The sequence below is a fragment of the Dysosmobacter segnis genome, assembly GCF_014297285.1.
GTDB lineage: Bacteria > Bacillota > Clostridia > Oscillospirales > Oscillospiraceae > Oscillibacter > Oscillibacter segnis.
In genome coordinates this window covers 352846-373543 of record NZ_JACOQI010000002.1, presented here as the reverse complement: position 1 = coordinate 373543, position 20698 = coordinate 352846, and the positions used below count along the sequence as shown (strand labels likewise).

At 58.2% G+C, this 20698-nt stretch carries 15 protein-coding genes; 12 read left to right on the top strand and 3 right to left on the bottom strand.

The genetic code is table 11. From position 1 onward, the window contains the following. Positions 1-29 precede the first annotated feature (29 nt). Both H8Z83_RS04355 and H8Z83_RS04350 read right to left on the bottom strand, forming a co-directional pair. Positions 30-1046: an XdhC family protein gene (locus H8Z83_RS04355; protein ID WP_187013897.1), complete on the bottom strand. Its 1017-nt coding sequence runs from the start codon at positions 1044-1046 to the stop codon at positions 30-32. A 162-nt stretch (positions 1047-1208) separates the two neighbouring features. Beyond that, positions 1209-2225: a PfkB family carbohydrate kinase gene (locus H8Z83_RS04350; protein ID WP_243184714.1), complete on the bottom strand. Its 1017-nt coding sequence runs from the start codon at positions 2223-2225 to the stop codon at positions 1209-1211. A gap of 285 nt (positions 2226-2510) precedes the next feature. On the opposite strand from H8Z83_RS04350, the gene H8Z83_RS04345 reads away from it, so the two are divergent. The 8 genes from H8Z83_RS04345 to tuf all read left to right on the top strand — a co-directional run bounded on the left by H8Z83_RS04345 (position 2511) and on the right by tuf (position 15877). Continuing rightward, positions 2511-2690, top strand: a complete 180-nt coding sequence (locus H8Z83_RS04345) for a hypothetical protein (protein ID WP_187013896.1) — start codon at positions 2511-2513, stop codon at positions 2688-2690. Positions 2691-3276: 586 nt separating this feature from the next. Then, positions 3277-6978: a DNA-directed RNA polymerase subunit beta gene (gene rpoB, locus H8Z83_RS04340; protein ID WP_187013895.1), complete on the top strand. Its 3702-nt coding sequence runs from the start codon at positions 3277-3279 to the stop codon at positions 6976-6978. Between the two features lie 65 nt (positions 6979-7043). Further along, on the top strand, positions 7044-10823 hold the full coding sequence (gene rpoC / locus H8Z83_RS04335) for a DNA-directed RNA polymerase subunit beta' (RefSeq protein WP_187013894.1): 3780 nt from the start codon (positions 7044-7046) through the stop codon (positions 10821-10823). Between the two features lie 269 nt (positions 10824-11092). Then, entirely contained in the window at positions 11093-11329 is a 237-nt protein-coding gene (locus tag H8Z83_RS04330; protein ID WP_187013893.1) for a L7Ae/L30e/S12e/Gadd45 family ribosomal protein, read from the top strand. A gap of 94 nt (positions 11330-11423) precedes the next feature. Then, entirely contained in the window at positions 11424-11840 is a 417-nt protein-coding gene (rpsL, locus tag H8Z83_RS04325; RefSeq protein ID WP_187013892.1) for a 30S ribosomal protein S12, read from the top strand. Positions 11841-11971: 131 nt separating this feature from the next. Further along, on the top strand, positions 11972-12442 hold the full coding sequence (gene rpsG / locus H8Z83_RS04320) for a 30S ribosomal protein S7 (protein WP_187013891.1): 471 nt from the start codon (positions 11972-11974) through the stop codon (positions 12440-12442). Between the two features lie 18 nt (positions 12443-12460). Then, complete coding sequence (fusA, locus tag H8Z83_RS04315; protein WP_187013890.1) at positions 12461-14566, top strand: elongation factor G; 2106 nt, start codon at positions 12461-12463, stop codon at positions 14564-14566. Positions 14567-14674: 108 nt separating this feature from the next. Next, positions 14675-15877, top strand: coding sequence for an elongation factor Tu (tuf, locus tag H8Z83_RS04310; RefSeq protein ID WP_187013889.1), 1203 nt, complete (start codon positions 14675-14677; stop codon positions 15875-15877). Positions 15878-16105: 228 nt separating this feature from the next. On the opposite strand, the gene H8Z83_RS04305 is transcribed toward tuf, so the two are convergent. Then, entirely contained in the window at positions 16106-16585 is a 480-nt protein-coding gene (locus tag H8Z83_RS04305) for a DUF4830 domain-containing protein (RefSeq protein WP_187013888.1), read from the bottom strand. 84 nt (positions 16586-16669) lie between these two features. Between H8Z83_RS04305 and H8Z83_RS04300 the strand changes: the two genes are divergently transcribed. The 4 genes from H8Z83_RS04300 (at position 16670) to ftsX (ending at position 20693) form a co-directional block, all read left to right on the top strand. Beyond that, the gene (locus H8Z83_RS04300) at positions 16670-17479 is read left to right on the top strand and encodes a pseudouridine synthase (RefSeq protein WP_187013887.1); all 810 of its coding nucleotides are present in this window, start codon (positions 16670-16672) and stop codon (positions 17477-17479) included. 92 nt (positions 17480-17571) lie between these two features. Continuing rightward, a complete protein-coding gene (locus tag H8Z83_RS04295) occupies positions 17572-18663 on the top strand; it encodes a PucR family transcriptional regulator (protein WP_187013886.1) in 1092 nt (363 codons plus the stop codon). A gap of 457 nt (positions 18664-19120) precedes the next feature. Then, positions 19121-19813 carry a cell division ATP-binding protein FtsE gene (gene ftsE / locus H8Z83_RS04290; protein WP_187013885.1) on the top strand — a complete coding sequence of 231 codons (693 nt, stop codon included), beginning with the start codon at positions 19121-19123 and terminating at the stop codon, positions 19811-19813. Beyond that, positions 19806-20693, top strand: a complete 888-nt coding sequence (gene ftsX, locus H8Z83_RS04285) for a permease-like cell division protein FtsX (RefSeq protein ID WP_187013884.1) — start codon at positions 19806-19808, stop codon at positions 20691-20693. Before ftsE ends, ftsX begins: the two co-directional genes overlap by 8 nt. Positions 20694-20698: the final 5 nt, after the last annotated feature.

Genomic DNA, 20698 nt, shown 5'->3' with positions numbered 1-20698 from the left:
CCCTCTTTTCCGAATTTGAAATGGTATGGTCAGGCCATGGGGCAGGCATGATGAGCCGGGTCCTCCCGGCGGCAGGCCCGCTCATAGATCATTTCCCCGGTGATGCTCACGGCGATCTCCGCCGGGGTCACGGCCTTGATAGGCGTTCCCACAGGGGTGTGGACGGTGCGGAGCTTTTCCTCGGAGATACCGGCCTCCCGGAGCCGGGCGTTGACGGCGGCAATCTTGGCCCGGGAGCCAATGACGCCGACGTAGGCCAGCTCCTGCCGCAAAATCTGCTCCTGAATTTCCAGGTCGTGAAGATGGCCGGAGGTCATCACCACCACATAATCCTCCGGGGACAGGGACAGCGTGCCGGCGATGTTCCGAAAATCGCCGCACACCACCTGCTCTGCGTCAGGGAAGGCGGCAGGGTCGGCCAGAGCGGGGCGGTCGTCATACACCACCGGGCGGAACTCCACACTGCGCAGCAGAGGAACCAGCGCCCGGGCGATGTGTCCCGCGCCGAAGATCACCGCCCGCTCCCCAACGGGGAGGGGGAGAGAAAAGTCGGTTCCTGTCAGGACGCAGCGCTTGGAGAGGGGGGCTGTACCGCTGCTGCCCAAAAGGGCCATGCCCTCGCCGTCCAGCAGCGCCGGGGCGGAGCCGTCCGTCCGCAGGATCAGCCAGCCGGGCTGGGCGGCGGTGAGCCGGTCCAGCGCCGTTTCCAACACACTCTGCCAGAGGATGTCCTCCGGGGAGATGAACTGAAACAGCACCGTCACATCCCCGCCGCAGGCCATGTCGAGGCTGTCCGCCCCGGCTTGCGTCAGGGCGAAGTGCTGCATCCGGGAGCGCTGCTCCTTCAGCAGGGACAGGGCCAGCAGCTCGGACTGCCGCTCTACCTGCCCGCCGCCGATAGTGCCCGTTAGCTGACCGTCCGCACCCACCAGCATTTGACTGCCGGGGCCCCGGGGGGCGGAACCCTGCTCCGCAACGATGGTCACCAGCACCACACTCCGGTGGGCGTTCAATTCCGCCAGTGCTCTGGATAAAATAGTCCGCATGGCGCGCTCCTTTCTGTCAGACGATCCAAACTCTGTATTTTATTGTGAACTTGATGGTAGTCTATTATGCTTTTCTTGGAATGTCAAGCGGAGACGGGGGAGTACGGAACGGAAAAACAGGCTGAGACCGCAGTCTCAGCCTGTTTGGTTCACGGGTCCGGATCAGTACATCAGCTTGATGTAATCCTCCACGTCCTGACGGGTGCCGGTGAAGGGACCCGGCGTCTCCATTTTCAGGGAGACCAGAGCGGTGGCGGTCTGAAGAGCGGTGGGAATGTCCTTGGTCAGCCGCTCATTGATGTACCCGGCAAAGGTGGTGTCGCCCCGGCCGGTGCGGCCGGAGAGATTCCGGGCCTTGATGGGGCAGGTATAGATCTCGTGGCCGTCGTACACCAGCACCTCCGTGTTGTGGGTAATTAAAATCTCCTTGGCGCCCCAGCCGTAGAGGACCTTGGCGGCCTCCGCCCGGTCTGTCAGGCCGGTGAGGATCTCCGCCTCGGCGGCGTCGGTCTTGAGGAAGCGGATGTAGGGAAGCAGCTCCTTCTTTTCCTTCCAGTCATGATACACCATGCCGCCGTTTTCCACCCAGCGCAGCATGGTCTGCACGTCGATGGCCACCATGGCATGCTTGGCGGCGAAGGGGATCATCTCATTGGGGATGTCGCCGCCGGCCAGACCGGCCAGATGCCAGATGGCGGCGTCAATCTGATCCACCGGCACCTCGTCGGTGGTGTAGGGGGCGATGAGGCTGTCCACAGTGGAGGTCCGGCGCTCCCGGTCCGCCGTGTGGTAGACGTTTTTCGTCACAAAGGAGTGGGGGCTGTTCAGGGGGAATACACTGATGGAGGGAGCCTTCTCGTGGAAGGCTGCCGTCACGTCCAGCTGGCTGAGGTCCGCCTTGGGCAGGACGGCAATCTTATGTCCCATATTGGCTGCCGCGCAGCCGGAATAATACACCGCACCGCCGACGGCCTGGACGACAGTGCCGTCAAAATCCACGTTGGTGTCCTGAGCAACCTCGCCGATGATGAGAGAATCGAATTTTTCCATAACGATCATCCATTCCGCCGCCCTGCGCCGGCACAAGAAGTTGATGGGGCGTTCCGTCCGCAGGGCAGAAAAGCTGACGGACCGCCTGCTGAGATACAAGGGAAAATAAAGTCGGATCAGAGAACTCAAACGTTTGCGCTGCTTACTGCCATCAGTATAATAGGTGAGGAACAAAAAGTCAACGGTTTTAGCGGCTTTGAACATCAGTCGCTATCATTCCGCGGGAAACCGGAAATTCTTTGCGGGAGGACTGGAAAAAAGGATTGTAAACAGCGGGAAAACCGTGTATAATAACCGCAAAGCGGCGGAGGATCTCCGCTGTCCGGCACGTTTTGGAAGAGCCGGTGCATGGCTGCGGATATTCCGCCGCCACCGGATCGTTTATATGCCGCACCTGATAAGGAGGAGTTCACCATGAATAAAACTGCCCGTTTTGTATTGAAGACTGTGGCCGCCGGCCTGGCGTTCTGCGCGTTTGTCTGTCTGGTGGTTGGCAGCTGGAGCGATGTGTATGAGGCGATCGAGCGCCGCCGGGCCTGCCGTTTGAGCAAGCAGGAGAGCAGAGATTACGCCGATGAGGAGCTTTATCAGTAAAATAAAATTGGCAAATGAAAAGAGCGGCACACGGATTTCCGTGTGCCGCTCAGCGTGTCGAAAAAGTCTTTTCTCCCCGCTGAGCAAGTTTTCAGAACTTCATAAAAGTTCTGAAAACTTAGGATTTTAATGGCGCGGGACACCCTTCTTGGGTTTCCCGCGCACACCCTTCCTTACCGTCGCGGAAAATTATCCCTTTATCGACAGCCTCAGCGGCACACGGATTTCCGTGTGTCGCTTTTTGACTGTAAAGGGATCGGGGCTGTCCGGGGAGACGCTGGACGGTTCGGCGGTGGAATTGTCATTTTCTGAGTTTGAACGGGGGATGTAAGACAAGAAAACGATTTTTCGGGGGATAAAAAATAAAAATCCCTTGACAGGCAAGAGATTTCGTGATAAAATAAGTCGCTTATATGAACGGAAGCGGATGGAATCCCATCCTGATTACGAACACAGGATAGCACATCCGCCAACGAAAGGCAATAGGAAACTGAAATAAATTTAACAACTCACCCGAGCGTATCGGATACAATACTTGCCCCGCGGCCGGACAGGGCGGCGGAGCAAAAGAAAGGTGAAAGTGAAGATGGCTAAGGACAAGTACTACGGCAAAACCCTCCGAAAGAATTTTGCCCGGCACGAGGAAGTCATGCCCATGCCCAACCTGCTGGAGATCCAGAAGACCTCCTATCGGGAATTTTTGGACACCGGTCTGCGGGAGGTTTTTGCGGACGTTGGGGCGATCTCTGACTATCAGGGCAACCTGGAGTTGACCTTCATCGACTTCCGGATGGATGAAGCCCCCAAGTATAACGTGGAAGAGTGCAAGGCCCGTGACGCCACGTATGCCGCCCCCCTGAAGGTGACGGTCCGTCTGCGGAACAAGGAGACGGAGGAGATCAAGGAGCAGGAGATCTTCATGGGCGATTTCCCCCTGATGACCCACTCCGGCACCTTCGTCATCAACGGCGCGGAGCGCGTGGTGGTCTCTCAGATCGTCCGTTCTCCCGGCGTGTATTACGGCAAGGAGGTCGACATTAAGACCGACCTGCCCATCCTCACCTCCACGGTGATCCCCTACCGGGGTGCCTGGCTGGAATATGAGACGGACGCCAACGAGGTGTTCTGGGTCCGTATCGACAAGAACCGCAAGCTGCCCATCACCAGCCTGATCCGGGCGCTGGGTCTCAAGACCGACGCGGAGATCCTGGACCGCTTCAGCGACGATCCCCGCATTGCGGCTACTCTGGAGAAGGACCCCAGCAAGACGTATGAGGACGCCATGCTGGAGATCTACCGCAAGCTCCGTCCCGGCGAGCCCCCCACGGTGGAAGCTGCCGAGACCCTGATGAACAACCTGTTCTTCGATCCCCGGCGCTACGATCTGTCCGTTGTGGGCCGGTACAAGTTCAATAAGAAGCTGTCCCTCTGGCAGCGGGTCACCGGCTACAAGCTGGCACAGCCTGTGGCAGACCCCGCTACCGGCGAGCTGCTCTTCGATGAGGGCCACTTGCTGAGCAAGGAGGATGCCCGCCTGCTGGACACCGTCGGCGTTGCCGAGGTGGTCATCCTGGTGGACGATCAGCCTCTGCGGGTGCAGTCCAACAAGATGTGCGACCTGAGCCACTATGTGGACTTCGATCCTCTGGCTGAGTGCGGCATCAAGGAGCGTGTCCGCTTCGACGTGCTGCAGGAGCTGCTGGGCCAGTACTCCGGCGAGGAGCTGAAGGAGCAGATCAAGCTCCATAAGGACGATCTGGTGCCCAAGCACATCATCATCGACGATATCCTCTGCTCCATCAACTACATGAACGGTCTGGCCCGCGGCATCTCCGTGAAGGACGATATCGACCATCTGGGCAACCGCCGTCTGCGCTGCGTGGGCGAGCTGCTGCAGAATCAGTTCCGCATCGGCTTCTCCCGTATGGAGCGTGTGATCCGGGAGCGTATGACCATTCAGGATCTGGACGTGGTCACCCCCCAGAGCCTCATCAATATCCGGCCTGTCACCGCCGCCATCAAGGAGTTCTTCGGCTCCAGCCCCCTGAGCCAGTTCATGGATCAGACCAACCCTCTGGCGGAACTGACCCACAAGCGCCGTCTGTCCGCTCTGGGCCCCGGCGGTCTGAGCCGCGAGCGCGCCAACATGGAGGTCCGAGACGTGCATTACAGCCACTATGGCCGTATGTGCCCCATTGAGACCCCTGAAGGCCCCAACATCGGCCTGATCTCCTATCTGGCTACCTATGCCCGCATCAACGAGTACGGCTTCATCGAGGCACCCTACCGCGCTGTGGACAAGGAGACCGGCAAGGTGGCTATGGAAGCCACTTATATGACCGCCGACGAGGAGGACAACTTCATCGTCGCCCAGGCTACCGAGCCCATCGGTGAGGACGGCTGCCTGGTGAATACCCGTGTCACCGCCCGGTACCGGGACGAGATCGTGGAAGTGGAGCGGGAGCGCATCGACTACGTGGACGTGTCTCCCCGTATGATGGTCTCCATCGCTACCGCAATGATCCCCTTCCTGCCGAACGACGACGCAAACCGTGCTCTGATGGGCGCAAACATGCAGCGTCAGGCCGTGCCTCTGCTGAAGCCCCACGCACCCATCGTAGGCACCGGTATGGAGCACAAGATCTGCATCGACTCTGAGATCGTGGTCCTGGCCGAGGGCGACGGCGTGGTCACCTCTGTGGACGCCCGCCATGTTACCGTCAAGTATGACAGCGGCGAGACCAAGGATTATAAGCTGACCAAGTTCCTGCGCTCCAACCACACCACCTGCATCAACCAGCATCCCATCGTGGATGTGGGCGAGCGGGTCCACGGCAAGCGCCTGAATGAAAAGGGCGAGTGGGAGGATCCCACGGTCCTGGCGGACGGTCCCGCCACCGATCAGGGCGAGATCGCTCTGGGCCAGAACATTCTGGTGGGCTTCATGACCTGGGAAGGCTACAACTACGAGGACGCCGTTCTGCTGAACGAGCGCCTGGTCCGCGAGGATCTGTATACCTCCATTCATATTGAGGAATTCGAGATCGATTCCCGGGATACCAAGCTGGGACCCGAGGAGATCACCCGTGATATCCCCAACGTGGGCGAGGATGCGCTGAAGGATCTGGACGAGCGCGGTATCGTTCGCGTGGGCGCCGAGGTCAAGTCCGGCGACATTCTGGTGGGCAAAGTCACGCCCAAGGGCGAGACCGACCTCACCGCTGAGGAGCGCCTGCTGCGGGCTATCTTCGGTGAAAAGGCCCGCGAGGTCCGCGACACCTCTTTGAAGGTGCCCCACGGCGAGAGCGGCATCGTGCTGGATACCAAGGTCTTTACCCGTGAAAACGGCGATGAGCTTGGCCCCGGCGTCAATCAGGTGGTCCGCGTGTATATCGCTCAGCGCCGTAAGATCCAGGTGGGCGATAAAATGGCAGGCCGTCACGGCAACAAGGGCGTTGTGTCCCGCGTGCTGCCTACCGAGGATATGCCCTTCCTGCCCGACGGCACCCCGCTGGACATCGTGCTGAACCCCCTGGGCGTGCCTTCCCGTATGAACATCGGTCAGGTGCTGGAGGTCCACTTGGGCTATGCCGCCCATGCGCTGGGCTGCAAGGTCGCTACGCCTATTTTCGACGGCGCTACCTACGAGGATATTCAGGCAGAGCTGGTGAAGGCCGGTCTGGACCCCGAGGGCAAGAGCGTTCTGTACGATGGCCGTACCGGCGAGCCCTTCGACAACAAGGTCACCGTTGGCTATGTGTACTTCCTGAAGCTGCACCATCTGGTTGACGATAAGATCCATGCCCGTTCCACCGGCCCCTATTCTCTGGTTACCCAGCAGCCCTTGGGCGGCAAGGCCCAGTTCGGCGGCCAGCGCTTCGGCGAGATGGAAGTTTGGGCCCTGGAGGCTTACGGCGCTGCTTATACCCTGCAGGAGATCCTGACCGTGAAGTCCGACGATGTCACCGGCCGTGTCCGGACCTACGAATCCATCGTCAAGGGCCACAACGTTCCCACTCCCGGCGTGCCGGAGTCCTTCCGCGTGCTGCTGAAGGAGCTGCAGTCCCTGTGCCTGAACATCCAGGTGCTGGATAAGGACGGCAACGTGGTGGATCTCAAGGAGGACGAGGACGCCCTCGATACCTTCAACCTCTCCCGTATGGATGCGGACGATGACCGCCACCGCAACGTTGCGGAGGACGCCGAGTTTGAAGCGTCCGGCTTTGAATTTGAAGACGCGCCGGAGGATGCCGGCGCCGATGTGGATGTTGACTTCGACGACGAATGATCCAGAAGACACATTCGTCACCACAAAACTGGATCATTTGAATCATTGAAGGAGGATAACGCAACATGATCGAAACCAATAACGGCAACAAGTTTGCCTTTGACGCGATTAAGATCGGCATGGCTTCCCCGGAGCAGATCCGGGAGTGGTCTTACGGCGAGGTAAAGAAGCCTGAGACCATCAACTACCGCACTCTGAAGCCCGAAAAGGACGGCCTGTACTGCGAGCGTATCTTCGGGCCCACCAAGGACTGGGAGTGCCACTGCGGCAAGTACAAGAAGATCCGCTACAAGGGTAAGATCTGCGACCGCTGCGGCGTCGAGGTCACCCGTTCCAAGGTGCGCCGGGAGCGTATGGGCCACATCGAGCTGGCCACCCCCGTTTCCCACATCTGGTATTTCAAGGGCATCCCCTCCCGGATGGGCCTGCTGCTGGACATCAGCCCCCGGATTCTGGAGAAGGTGCTGTATTTCGCCAACTATATCGTCACGGACCCCGGCGAGACCCCTCTGACCAAGAACCAGATCCTCTCCGAGAAGGAGTACCGTGACTACCGTGAAAAGTATGAGGATGACTTCCAGGCCGGCATGGGCGCCGAGGCCGTGAAAAAGCTGCTGGCGGATGTGGACCTGGAGGCCCTCTCCGCCCAGCTCCACGCCGAGCTGAAGGACGCTTCCGGCCAGAAGAAGGCCCGGATCGTCAAGCGGCTGGAAGTGGTGGACGCCTTCCGGATCTCCGGCAACAAGCCGGAGTGGATGATCATGGACGTTCTGCCCATTCTGCCTCCCGACCTGCGCCCCATGGTGCAGCTGGACGGCGGCCGCTTCGCCACCTCTGACCTGAATGACCTGTACCGTCGGGTCATCAACCGCAACAACCGCCTGAAGCGCCTGATGGACCTGAACGCCCCCGATATCATCGTCCGCAACGAAAAGCGGATGCTGCAGGAGGCGGTGGACGCCCTGATCGACAACGGCCGCCGCGGCCGTGCCGTCACCGGCGCCAACAACCGTGCTCTGAAGTCCCTCAGCGACTTCCTGAAGGGCAAGCAGGGCCGTTTCCGTCAAAACCTGCTGGGCAAGCGTGTCGACTACTCTGGCCGTTCCGTTATCGTGGTCGGCCCCGAGCTGAAGATCTATCAGTGCGGTGTGCCCAAGGAGATGGCTGTGGAGCTGTTCCGCCCCTTCATTATGAAGAAGCTGGTGGAGGACGGCACCGCCAATAACATCAAGTCCGCCAAGAAGATGGTGGATAAGGGCACCACCGAGGTGTGGGACGCTCTGGATGTCATCATCAAGGACCACCCCGTTATGCTGAACCGTGCACCGACCCTGCACCGTCTGGGCATCCAGGCCTTCGAGCCGGTGTTGGTGGACGGCCGCGCTCTGAAGCTGCACCCCCTGAACTGCACCGCGTTCAACGCCGACTTCGACGGTGACCAGATGGCTATTCATGTGCCTCTGTCCGCCGAGGCTCAGGCGGAGGCCCGTATCCTGATGCTCTCTGCCAACAACCTGCTGCGTCCTCAGGACGGCGGCCCCGTCACCGTTCCGACCCAGGATATGGTGCTGGGCTCCTACTACCTGACCATGGACCGCATGGGCAAGGACGAGATCGGCGCCCAGACCGTCTGGTGTGAGGATGCCGGTGACACGAACCTGACCGCACAGAGCATTGTGGACGCGGACGAGTTCCTGGCGGCCAACGCCGCTCTGGAGAAGGGCCAGAAGCCCGCTACCTTCAAGCCTGTTCACATGTACGCCAGCGAGGACGAAGCCCTCATGGCCTACAATGACCGGGCCATCGGTCCTCATTGCCCCATTCTGGTGCGCCGGACGTTGGAGGTCAACGGCGAAAGCGTTACCCGCGTGGTGCCCAGTACCCCCGGCCGGATCATCTTCAACAAGAACATTCCTCAGGATCTGGGCTTCGTGGACCGCAGTGATCCCGAGCACATCTGCGACTACGAGATCACCTTCACCTGCGGCAAGAAGCAGCTGGGCCAGATCGTGGACCGCACCATCAACAAGCACGGTTTCACCGTGGCTTCCGAGGTGCTGGACGCCATCAAGTCCACCGGCTACCATAACTCCACTATCGCCGCCATCACCGTTTCCATCGCGGATATGACCATTCCTCCCAAGAAGTACGAGCTGGTCGCCGCTTCCGAGCAGATGGTGGTGGACATCGAAAACCAGTACAAGATGGGCTTCATGACCGACCACGAGCGTTACAAGCAGGTGGTGCAGGTTTGGGAAAAGACCACCGACGAGGTTTCTACCGCTCTGCAGGAGAACCTGGACCGCTACAACCCCATCTTCATGATGGCGGACTCCGGCGCCCGTGGTTCTATGAAGCAGATCCGTCAGCTGGCCGGTATGCGCGGCCTGATCGCGAACACCGCCGGTAAGACCATCGAGATCCCCATCAAGGCAAACTACCGCGAAGGTCTGACCGCTCTGGAATACTTCATTTCCTCCCGTGGCGCCCGTAAGGGCCTGGCCGATACCGCTCTGCGTACCGCAGACTCCGGTTACCTGACCCGACGCATGGTGGACGTCTCTCAGGACGTCATCATCCGTGAGCAGGACTGCGGCGTGACCCACGGCATCAAGGTCTCCCGCATCAGCGAAAACGGCCAGGTCATTGAGAAGTTCTCCGACCGCGTCCGCGGCCGCTACCTGGTTGGCGACGTGGTGGATGCCGAGACCGGCGAGGTGCTGATCCCCAACACCAAGATGATGATGGAGGACGACGCCAAGCTCATGGAGACTCGTGCATGGGTCCAGAAGAACCCCCGCCAGGGCGACGAGTGCAGCTTTGATCCCGCCAAGGACGAGTATCCCACCGTCATGATCCGCACCGTTCTGACCTGCAAGGCCCACAGCGGTGTGTGCGCCAAGTGCTACGGCATGAACCTGGCCACCCAGCAGCCTGTCGGCCCCGGCGAGGCGGTCGGCATCATTGCGGCCCAGTCCATCGGCGAGCCCGGTACCCAGCTGACCATGCGTACCTTCCATACCGGCGGTCTGGCCGGCGGCGATATTACCCAGGGTCTTCCTCGAGTTGAGGAACTGTTCGAGGCCCGCCGTCCCAAGCGGATGGCCACCATCGCTGAGATCGGCGGCACCGTTCGCTTCGAGGAAGCCGCCAAGGGCAGCCTGATGAACCTGATCGTCACGGCTAGCGACGGCGAGACCTGCACCTACGCAGTGCCTCACACCGGCCTGCTGGTGAAGGACGGCGAGGTTATCGAAAAGGGTACTCAGCTGACCTACGGCGCTCTGAACCCCCACGAGGTCCTGCGGATCCGCGGCAACGACGCTGTTTACAACTACCTCATTCAGGAAGTTCTGCGCGTGTACCGTCAGCAGGGCGTTGACATCAACGATAAGCACATTGAGGTTATCGTCCGTCAGATGATGCGTAAGGTGCGCATTGAGGATGCCGGCGATACCAAGCTGCTGGACGGCTCCATGACCAACGTTCTGAAGTTCGAGGCCGCCAACGAGGAGATCGACCGCCGCAACGCGGCCGGTGAGACCAACGAGATGGGCGAGCCTCTGCGGAAGGCACAGGCCACGCAGCTGCTGATGGGTATCACCAAGGCCTCTCTGGCCACCGATTCCTTCCTGTCCGCCGCATCCTTCCAGGAGACCACCAAGGTTCTGACGGAGGCTGCCATCATGGGCAAGAAGGACCACCTGGTGGGTCTGAAGGAGAATGTCCTGATCGGTAAGCTGATCCCTGCCGGCACCGGCCTGCAGGCGTACCGTACTTTTGCCGAGGAGCTGGTTCCTGCTGAGACTGTTCAGGAAAAGGAAGCCACTCTGGAGGAGATCTGATCTCCCGGCATACCTTATAATATGTTATCTGCGAGGCGGCCGGATGGCCGCCTCGCAGTCGTTGTTTTCATACCTGCTATCAGCAGAATTGCCGGAGTTCCGGAAAAATGACGGAAAAATCGGGGATACAAAAGGCAAAGTTGAAAAAACTGGAAAAAATTCGTGGATTTTTGGAAACTACTTGACGATTTTCAACGTCCATGCTATAATTTCAAACTGCGCGGACTATATTCCGCGGAATTTTCCATGCGTTTCAGGAGGATGCCCCCGTGTTGACAGAGCTTGCTTCCCGGGAAAAGGTGATTGGCGTGAAACAGTCCGCCAGAGCGATCCGGGATGGACGGGCCCAGCGGGTATTTCTGGCCTGCGACGCGGACGAGCTTGTTCTGGAACCTATCCGCAGCGCCTGCGGCAGTCTTCCCGTGGAGGAAGGCTACACCATGGCCCAGCTGGGCCGTGCCTGCGGGATCGCGGTGGGAGCCGCCGTTGTAACGGTTTTGAACTAATTTGGTTTTTTCGGAATAGTTTCTGACTGTTCCGCAAAAAATAAAGGCTGTCGTTTTCGATTGGCCGCATTTTCAAAGAAAGGAGAACTATTCCATGCCTACTTTTAACCAGCTGGTCCGCAAAGGCAGAGAGCAGGTGACCTACAAGTCCACTTCTCCCGCCCTGCAGTATGGTCTGAACACTCTGAAGACCAAGACCACCGATCTCCCTTCTCCCCAGAAGAGAGGCGTCTGCACCGCCGTGAGAACCGCGACCCCCAAGAAGCCCAACTCCGCGCTTCGTAAGATCGCCCGTGTGCGCCTGACCAACGGCTACGAGGTCACCGCTTACATCCCCGGCGTCGGTCACTCCCTGCAGGAGCACTCCGTCGTGATGATCCGCGGCGGCCGTGTCAAGGACCTCCCCGGCGTCCGTTACCACATTATCCGTGGTACTCTGGATACTCAGGGTGTTCAGGGCCGTATGCAGGCACGTTCCAAGTACGGTGCCAAGCGTCCCAAGCAGAAGTAAGATTCTGCCACTGAATTGAGCTTTGCCGAAAAGGTTTATATATATGACACCTCTTTGGCAGGCCGTACAGCGGCTAATGTTCCGCCGCTGAGTACCTATGATTTCTATTCTATAAGAAGGAGGGAAGCAAAGTGCCCAGAAGAGGTAATGTTCCCAAGAGAGAAGTTCTGCCCGATCCTATGTACGGCAGCGTTCTGGTGACCAAGCTGGTCAACAGTGTGATGCTGGACGGCAAGAAGGGCGTAGCTCAGAAGGTTGTTTACGCTGCCTTCGACCAGATCAAGGAAAAGACGGAGAAGGACCCCGTTGAGGTTTTCCAGCAGGCGCTGGAGAACGTCATGCCCAGCCTGGAGGTCAAGGCTCGCCGTGTCGGCGGCGCCAACTATCAGGTGCCCATGGAGGTTCGTCCCGCCCGTCGTCAGACCCTGGCCCTGCGCTGGCTGACGGCCTATTCCCGCGCCCGCAGCGAGCGCACCATGGCCGAGCGTCTGGCCGGTGAGCTGATGGATGCCGCCAACAACACCGGCGCGTCTGTCAAGAAGCGTGAAGAGATGCACAAGCAGGCTGAGGCCAACAAGGCGTTCGCGCACTTCCGTTGGTAAGGCAAGGAGTAAGATCGTATGCCAAGAAAAACACCGCTTAAAGACGTCCGTAATATCGGTATCATGGCGCACATCGATGCCGGTAAGACCACCACGACCGAGCGTATTCTGTACTACACCGGCGTGAACTACAAGATCGGTGAGACCCATGACGGTACCGCCACCATGGACTGGATGGCACAGGAGCAGGAGCGCGGTATCACCATCACCTCCGCTGCTACCACCTGCTTCTGGAAGGGTTCCAAGAATCAGTTCCCTTCCACCCGTATCAACATCATCGATACTCCGGGCCACGTGGACTTCACCGTTGAGGTCCAGCGTTCCCTGCGCGTGCTGGACGGCTCTGTGACCGTTCTGTGCGCCAAGGGCGGCGTGGAGCCTCAGTCTGAGACCGTTTGGCGTCAGGCAGACGAGTACAAGGTCCCCCGCATGATCTACGTCAACAAGATGGACATCATGGGCGCGGACTTCTACAACGTTCTGCACATGATCCACGACCGTCTCAAGTGCAACGCCGTGCCCATCCAGCTTCCCATCGGCGCCGAGGATACCTTCAAGGGCATCATCGACCTGGTGGAGATGGACGCTGACGTCTACTATGATGAGATGGGCAAGGACATGCGCGTGGAGGAGATCCCCGCCGATATGATGGATCTGGCCAACGAGTATCGCGAGAAGCTGCTGGACGCCGTCTCCATGTTCGATGACTCCATTATGGAGGACTATCTGGAGGGCAAGGAGATCGACCAGAAGCGTATCCGCAAGGCTATCCGTATGGCCACCATTGAGAACGAGATGGTCCCCGTTGTCTGCGGTACTTCCTACCGCAACAAGGGCGTGCAGAAGCTGCTGGATGCCATCGTGGACTATATGCCCGCTCCCGACGACGTGCCCGCCATCAAGGGCACCAACCCCAAGACCGATGAGGAAGAGGACCGTCATCCCAGCGATGATGAGCCCTTCTCCGCTCTGGCCTTCAAGATCATGACCGACCCCTATGTGGGCCGTCTGAGCTTCTTCCGTGTGTACTCCGGTCACCTGACTACCGGTTCCTCCGTTCTCAACAGCGTGAAGAACCAGAAGGAGCGCATGGGCCGTATTCTGCAGATGCACGCCAACCACCGCGAGGATATTGAAGAGGTCTGGGCCGGCGATATTGCCGCCGCCGTGGGCCTGAAGAACACCACCACCGGTGATACCCTGTGCGACGAAAAGGCCCCCGTGATCCTGGAGTCCATGGACTTCCCCGAGCCCGTGATCCGTGTCGCCATCGAGCCCAAGACCAAGGCCGGTCAGGAGAAGATGGGTCTGGCACTGGTGAAGCTGGCTGAAGAGGACCCCACCTTCAAGACCTACACCGATGAAGAAACCGGCCAGACCATCATCGCTGGCATGGGCGAGCTGCATCTGGAGATCATTGTTGACCGTCTGCTCCGTGAGTTCAAGGTGGAAGCCAATGTCGGCGCTCCCCAGGTCGCTTACAAGGAGACTGTCCGCAAGAAGGTGGATCAGGAGACCAAGTACAAGCGCCAGAGCGGCGGTTCCGGCCAGTACGGCCATGTCAAGATCACCGTGGAGCCCAACGAGTCCGGCAAGGGTTACGAGTTCGTCAACGCTGTTGTTGGCGGCGCCATCCCCAAGGAGTTCATTCCCGCTGTCGATGCCGGTATCCAGGGTGCCCTGCAGTCCGGCGTTGTGGCTGGCTTCCCCGTGGTGGACGTGAAGGTTACCCTGTATGACGGTTCTTATCACGAAGTGGACTCCTCCGAAATGGCATTTAAGATCGCCGGCTCTATGGCCTTCAAGGAGGCCTGCCGCAAGGCTGATCCCGTCCTGCTGGAGCCCATCATGAAGGTTTCCGTCATCGTGCCCGACGAGTATCTGGGCACCGTCATCGGCGACCTGACCTCCCGCCGCGGCCAGATCCAGGGACAGGAGGCCCGTCCCGGTGCACAGCAGGTGGACGCTCTGGTGCCTCTGGCCAACATGTTTGGCTACGCTACCGACCTGCGTTCCAATACTCAGGGCCGTGGCCAGTACACCATGGAGCCCCACAGCTACGCCGAGATCCCCAAGAGCATCCGCGACAAGATCGTGGAGGAGCGGGGCAAGAAAGCCGACTAATTCAGGTCTTGCTTTTCCCGGCGGGATATTGTAAAATATACGGTGCTATGAAACGCACCGTCCATATCAATCCATTATCATTCATTTAACTGACAGGAGGATTTTCAAATGGCTAAGCAGAAGTTTGAAAGAACCAAGCCCCATGTTAACATCGGTACCATCGGTCACGTCGACCATGGTAAGACCACTCTGACCGCCGCTATCACCAAGTGGCTGTCCCTGCAGGGCAAGGCCGAGTTCGAGGCTTATGACAGCATCGATAAGGCTCCCGAAGAGAAGGAACGCGGCATCACCATCAACACCGCTCACGTTGAGTATGAGACTGAAAAGCGTCACTATGCTCACGTTGACTGCCCGGGCCACGCCGACTATATCAAGAACATGATCACCGGTGCTGCCCAGATGGACGGCGCTATCCTGGTCATCGCTGCTACCGACGGCCCCATGGCTCAGACCCGTGAGCACATTCTGCTGGCCCGTCAGGTCGGCGTGCCCGCCATCGTTGTGTTCCTGAACAAGTGCGATCAGGTCGATGACGAGGAGCTGCTGGAGCTGGTGGAGATGGAAGTCCGCGAGCTGCTGACCACCTACAACTTCCCCGGCGACGATCTGCCTATCATCAAGGGTTCCGCTCTGAACGCCCTGATTTCCGAGTCCACCGATCCCAACGCTCCCGAGTATGCCTGCATCAAGGAGCTGATGGACGCTGTTGACGATTATATCCCCACTCCCGACCGTAAGGCCGATATGCCCTTCCTGATGCCCGTTGAGGACGTCTTCACCATCTCTGGCCGTGGTACCGTTGCTACCGGCCGTGTGGAGCGTGGCCAGCTGAAGCTGTCCGAGGAAGTGGAAATCGTTGGTCTGTCCGACGAGAAGAAGAAGACCGTCGTTACCGGTATCGAGATGTTCCACAAGCTGCTGGACTACGCCGAGGCCGGCGACAACATCGGCGCTCTGCTGCGTGGTATCGACCGTCAGGGTGTTGAGCGTGGTCAGGTTCTGTCCAAGCCCGGCTCCATTCATCCCCACACCAAGTTTGTTGGCCAGGTTTACGTTCTGACCAAGGACGAGGGTGGCCGTCACACTCCTTTCTTCAACAACTATCGTCCTCAGTTCTACTTCCGTACCACCGACGTGACCGGCGTCATCACTCTGCCCGAGGGCACCGAGATGTGCATGCCCGGCGATAACGTGGACATGAAGGTCGAACTGATCACCCCCATCGCCATTGAAAAGGGCCTGCGTTTCGCTATCCGTGAGGGTGGCCGTACCGTTGGTTCCGGCGTTGTTATCGAGATCGACGAATAATTCGCACCAATAGAAAGGCCTGCCGCTTAGCGGCAGGTCTTTTTTACGCCCAATTCAATTTTGTGTTCCCGACAGCCTCGGGATTCTGTATTTTCAAGGGGATCAGAGGATGCTGGAACACAAAATGGATTAGGCATTTTGGCGGTTTGCTCGATAGGGGCGATGATAGCGGCAATAAACTGCTGGCTGCCCGGTCGGAAGTGGGGGGTCCTGTGGAGCAGTCAGCTATCAGGAGGCATCCGTTTGCTGTGGGAAAACCAATGTGTCCTGAAATCCGTCGATCCCGGTGCAGACCACATCTCCAGCCACCGGAAGGTCCTCGCAGATGTAGAGGTTGAGCTGAACGCCGTCGGGCCGCTGGGGATAGTTGGTGACGGTGTAGGTGTAACGGGTCACCTGTTTGCCGCAGCAGGTCTCTAAGTCGAAGCCTTGGGATTTTTGCAGATCGTTGTAGGTGATGTAGTCCCCGCTGAGTTTGGGCGGCAGCAGAAATTGCAGCGTGGTCAGCGGCTCCGGGTCGATCTCCCAGCCCAGTTCCCGCAGATATGCCACCCGCTCTCCGTTGCTGGAAAGACAGGGCTGCTCTGACGCACCCACGTTACCGCCGTGCTGCCCCAGCAGCAGGATCAGCGCCGCCAGAACGGCCCCTGCGAGAATGACCGCCAGCGCGGCCTTTTTTCGTGTCAGTCGAATTGCTTGGATCATCATGGTCATCATCCCTCCTGTTTGTTTCTATTCCATTTTCCATCCGATTATGATAAAATTGAAAAAAACAGCGTGGGAGGATCAGTTATGGCGGCGCAGCGGCTGGATAAGATCATCGCCTCTATGGGGCGGTGGTCCCGCAGGGAAGTAAAGGACCTGATTCGTCAGGGACGGGTGACAGTGGATGGGGTCCCGGCCCGGTCAGCTGAAGAAAAAGCAGACCCGGAGCAGGCTGTGATCGCCGTCAACGGAGAACTGCTGAACTGGCGCCGGTATACTTGGGTCATGCTGAACAAGCCGGCGGGGTATCTGTCCGCTACGGAGGACGGCCGGGGAGCAACGGTGCTGGATCTGCTGCCTCAGGATTTGCAGCGGCAGGGCCTGTTCCCGGTGGGACGGCTGGATAAGGACACGGAAGGCTTGCTGCTGCTGACCAATGAGGGCGGACTGGCTCACGAGCTGCTGTCTCCGAAAAAACACGTGGATAAGGAATACTATGTCCGGGTGGCGGGACGCCTTACCGAGGCGGACAGCGCCGCTTTTGCCGCGGGTCTGCATCTGGATGACGGTTTGGTCTGCCAACCGGCGGAATTGCGGATCCTGACCTCCGGCGAGGAGAGTGAAGCCCGTGTGATTTTGCGGGAGGGGAAATTTCACCAAATCAAACGGATGCTGGCGTATCTGGGAAAGCCGGTACTGTATTTGGAGCGCGTTCGCATGGGCAATTTGCTGTTGGATCCGGTTCTGGAGCGGGGCGCGTACCGTTTGCTGACCAAAGAGGAATGGCAGGCATTAGCAAAACTGACGGAGGAGACAAGAAAACCTCGAAACTTCAACAAAAAGGAAAGTGATTTTTTGTTGAAAAAAGAAAAAACATCTTGCAATCCGACAAAATAATCGCTATAATGACCTTACTGACAGATTGCACAATAGGTATGCGCGGGCAGGCCCTGCGTGATCCATAGTTTTCGTGTTGAGGAGGAACAGCCATGTCCGGAAGAATCTTTCAGAACGTAGTTCTGCAATTGAAGGAAAACACGGATCGAACCGTCGGCGTGATCGACGGTGAGGGCGTTGTCATTGCCTGCAGCGAGCTGTCTATGATCGGCCAGCGCTGGAGCGAGTATGTGGCGGCGGTAAACGGCGCTGCCGGCAGCATGGTCTGCTTTGACGGCAAGACCTTCAAGGCGCTCAGTGGCTGGGGAAACCAGTTTGATTACGCCGTTTTCGCCTTTGGCGATAATGAGATCAGCAAGACTATCTGTTCTATGGCAACGGTGGCGCTGAACGCAGCCAAGAGCTATTATGAGGAAAAGCATGACCGGGGTTCCTTTGTCAAGGACATTATCTCCGACAACATCATGCTGGGCGATATTTATATGCGGGCCAAGGAACTGCGGGTGGCCACCGACGTCAGCCGGGGCATTTTCGCCATCCGGGCCTTGCAGAAGGGGGAATCCGTTCCCACGGAGACCATTCAGGCCATGTTCCCGGACCGCCAGAACGACTTTGTCCTCAGCGTTGGCGAGGGGGATGTGGTTCTGATCCGCCAGCTGCCGGACGGCGCGGGCAGCAAGGAACTGAACAAGACTGCCGCCCAGATCGAGGAGGCCCTCCGGGTCAACGGTGAAAGCACCGTGGTGGTGGGCATGGGCACCATCGCCATGCATCTGCGGGATCTGGCCAAGAGCTATAAGGAGGCTCAGATCGCCATCGAGGTAGGCAAGGTCTTTGACACCGAAAAGTACATCATCAACTATGAAAATCTGGGGATCGGCCGCCTGATCTATCAGCTGCCTACTACCCTGTGCGAGATGTTCCTCCAGGAGGTTTTCAAGAAGAATCCCATCGACGCGCTGGATAAGGAAACTCTGTTCACCATCCACAAGTTCTTTGAGAACAACCTGAACGTTTCCGAGACTGCCCGGAAGCTGTTTGTCCACCGGAATACGCTGGTGTACCGTCTGGAGAAGATCAAGAAGCTCACCGGTCTGGATCTCCGGGAGTTTGACGATGCCATCACCTTCAAGGTGGCGCTGATGGTCAAGAAATATCTGACCAGCCGGGGCATTGATTCCTGATACTTTTATATGTGAAAACCGGGAAGCCGTCAGGCTTCCCGGTTTGAGGCTGTCGATAAAGTGATAAATTTTCCGCGACGGTAAGGAAGGGTGTGTGCGGGAAACCCAAGAAGGGTGTCCCGCGCCATTAAAATCCTAAGTTTTCAGAACTTTTATGAAGTTCTGAAAACTTGCTCAGCGGGGAGAAAAGACTTTTTCGACACGCTGAAACCGGGAAGCCGTCAGGCTTCCCGGTTTTTTGTCGGAACGGAGACTGTTCTCAAAGCAAAAAACAGCTTTCCAAGGAGCGGGGGCGGTGGGGAACCGGAAAAATTTCCCGGGAAAAACTTTGAAAGGAATCTGCAAGGAAACGTTGCAATGTCCCGAAAAGCCGTATATAATGTGACTATGTGTAGTATTATGTCGACCTGATCCCATGTGGACAGGCCGATTGGACAATGAATAAGGAGACTGCTTGATGATCCGCCTGAAAGACGTGGAAATGGAATATCCCAACGGGACCCGGGCCATCCGGGGCATCAGCGCTGCCATCGAGGATGGCGAGTTTGTGTTTTTAGTGGGCCCCTCCGGGTCCGGAAAATCTACCATTATCAAAATGCTCACCGGGGAGGAGGTCCCCACCGCAGGCCGCATTATGATCAACGGCTTCTCCGTCAGCAACATTGCGGAGCGGCAGATTCCCATGATGCGCCGGACATTGGGGGTTATTTTCCAGGATTTCCGCCTGATCGAGAAGAAAACCGTGTATGAGAACCTGGAATTTGTCATGCGGGCGGTGGGAATGCCGAAAAAAGAGATCAAACAGCGCATTACATACGTTTTGCAGCTGGTGGGTCTGGAAAAGAAGGCGGAGAATTTCCCCAGCGAGCTTTCCGGCGGCGAGCAGCAGCGCGTGGCCATCGCCCGGGCACTGGTGAACAACCCTGCTACCATCATTGCCGACGAGCCTACCGGCAATCTGGACCCGGAGCGCTCCATGGAGATCATGACGCTGCTGGTGAAGATCAACCAGCTGGGCACCACCGTGCTGGTAGTGACCCACGAAAAGGATCTGGTAAACAAATTCGGCAAGCGGGTCATTACCATTGACCAGGGCCGCATCATCAATGACAGCGTAGGCGGCTATGTGGGAGGGCATATCCATGAGTAAACACGATTTCGGATATTTCTTCCACGAGGGTCTATCCAATATGTTCAGCCACGGCTTCATGTCCTTCGCCGCCATCGGCATTACCGTGGCGTGCCTGCTGATCATGGGCACCTTTACGCTGGTGGCCGTCAACGCGGACGCCAACTTGAAGCAGGCGGAGCAGGACAATGAGATTTTAGCATTTGTGGATGACAGCTATACGGAGGCACAGGCCAAGGCCCTGCAAAAGAAACTGGAAGCGGTGGACAATGTGGCGTCCGTCACCTTTATCTCCCGTGAGGAGGCCATGCAGTCCTTCATCAGCGAACACCCGGATGAGGAATATTTTCAGGATCTGGACCCCAACATCCTCCGGGACCGATTCGCCATCAAGGTCAAGGAGCTGAAGCTCCAGAGCCAGACAGTGGAACTCATCAAGGCCATTCCCGGCATCGGCGGCATCAACGCCTATGCGGAGCTGACCAACGGCTTCATCACAGTCCGGAATATCGCCACGGTCATCTGCCTGACGCTGATCGCAGTGCTGTTCGTTGTGTCCATGTTCATTATTTCCAACACCATCAAGCTCACCACCTTTGACCGGCGGGATGAGATTGCCATTATGAAAATGGTGGGCGCGACCAACGGCTTTATCCGCTGGCCCTTTGTGTATGAGGGCTTCATGCTGGGCCTTACCGGTGCGATCCTTGCCTTTTTGCTGCAATGGGGCTTGTATGAAGCCATTGCGCAGGGCGTTGCCAACAATGACACCTTACAGCTCCTTTCCATCGTGCCCTTCCAGCAGCTTTGGAAGCCGGTGGGCGGCGTATTTCTGGGGGCCGGCATCCTCATTGGCGTAGGCGGCAGCCTTTCCGCCATCCGGCGGTTCCTCCAGGTGTAAAGGAG

Coding starts and splice junctions, on each gene's coding strand:
- fusA (WP_187013890.1), top strand. CDS start 12,461: ATGCCAAGAAAAACACCGCTTAAAGACGTCCGTAATATCGGTATCATG.
- H8Z83_RS04305 (WP_187013888.1), bottom strand. CDS start 16,585: ATGATGATCCAAGCAATTCGACTGACACGAAAAAAGGCCGCGCTGGCG.
- ftsX (WP_187013884.1), top strand. CDS start 19,806: ATGAGTAAACACGATTTCGGATATTTCTTCCACGAGGGTCTATCCAAT.
- rpsL (WP_187013892.1), top strand. CDS start 11,424: ATGCCTACTTTTAACCAGCTGGTCCGCAAAGGCAGAGAGCAGGTGACC.
- H8Z83_RS04355 (WP_187013897.1), bottom strand. CDS start 1,046: ATGCGGACTATTTTATCCAGAGCACTGGCGGAATTGAACGCCCACCGG.
- rpoC (WP_187013894.1), top strand. CDS start 7,044: ATGATCGAAACCAATAACGGCAACAAGTTTGCCTTTGACGCGATTAAG.
- H8Z83_RS04295 (WP_187013886.1), top strand. CDS start 17,572: ATGTCCGGAAGAATCTTTCAGAACGTAGTTCTGCAATTGAAGGAAAAC.
- H8Z83_RS04345 (WP_187013896.1), top strand. CDS start 2,511: ATGAATAAAACTGCCCGTTTTGTATTGAAGACTGTGGCCGCCGGCCTG.
- ftsE (WP_187013885.1), top strand. CDS start 19,121: ATGATCCGCCTGAAAGACGTGGAAATGGAATATCCCAACGGGACCCGG.
- H8Z83_RS04300 (WP_187013887.1), top strand. CDS start 16,670: ATGGCGGCGCAGCGGCTGGATAAGATCATCGCCTCTATGGGGCGGTGG.
- tuf (WP_187013889.1), top strand. CDS start 14,675: ATGGCTAAGCAGAAGTTTGAAAGAACCAAGCCCCATGTTAACATCGGT.
- rpoB (WP_187013895.1), top strand. CDS start 3,277: ATGGCTAAGGACAAGTACTACGGCAAAACCCTCCGAAAGAATTTTGCC.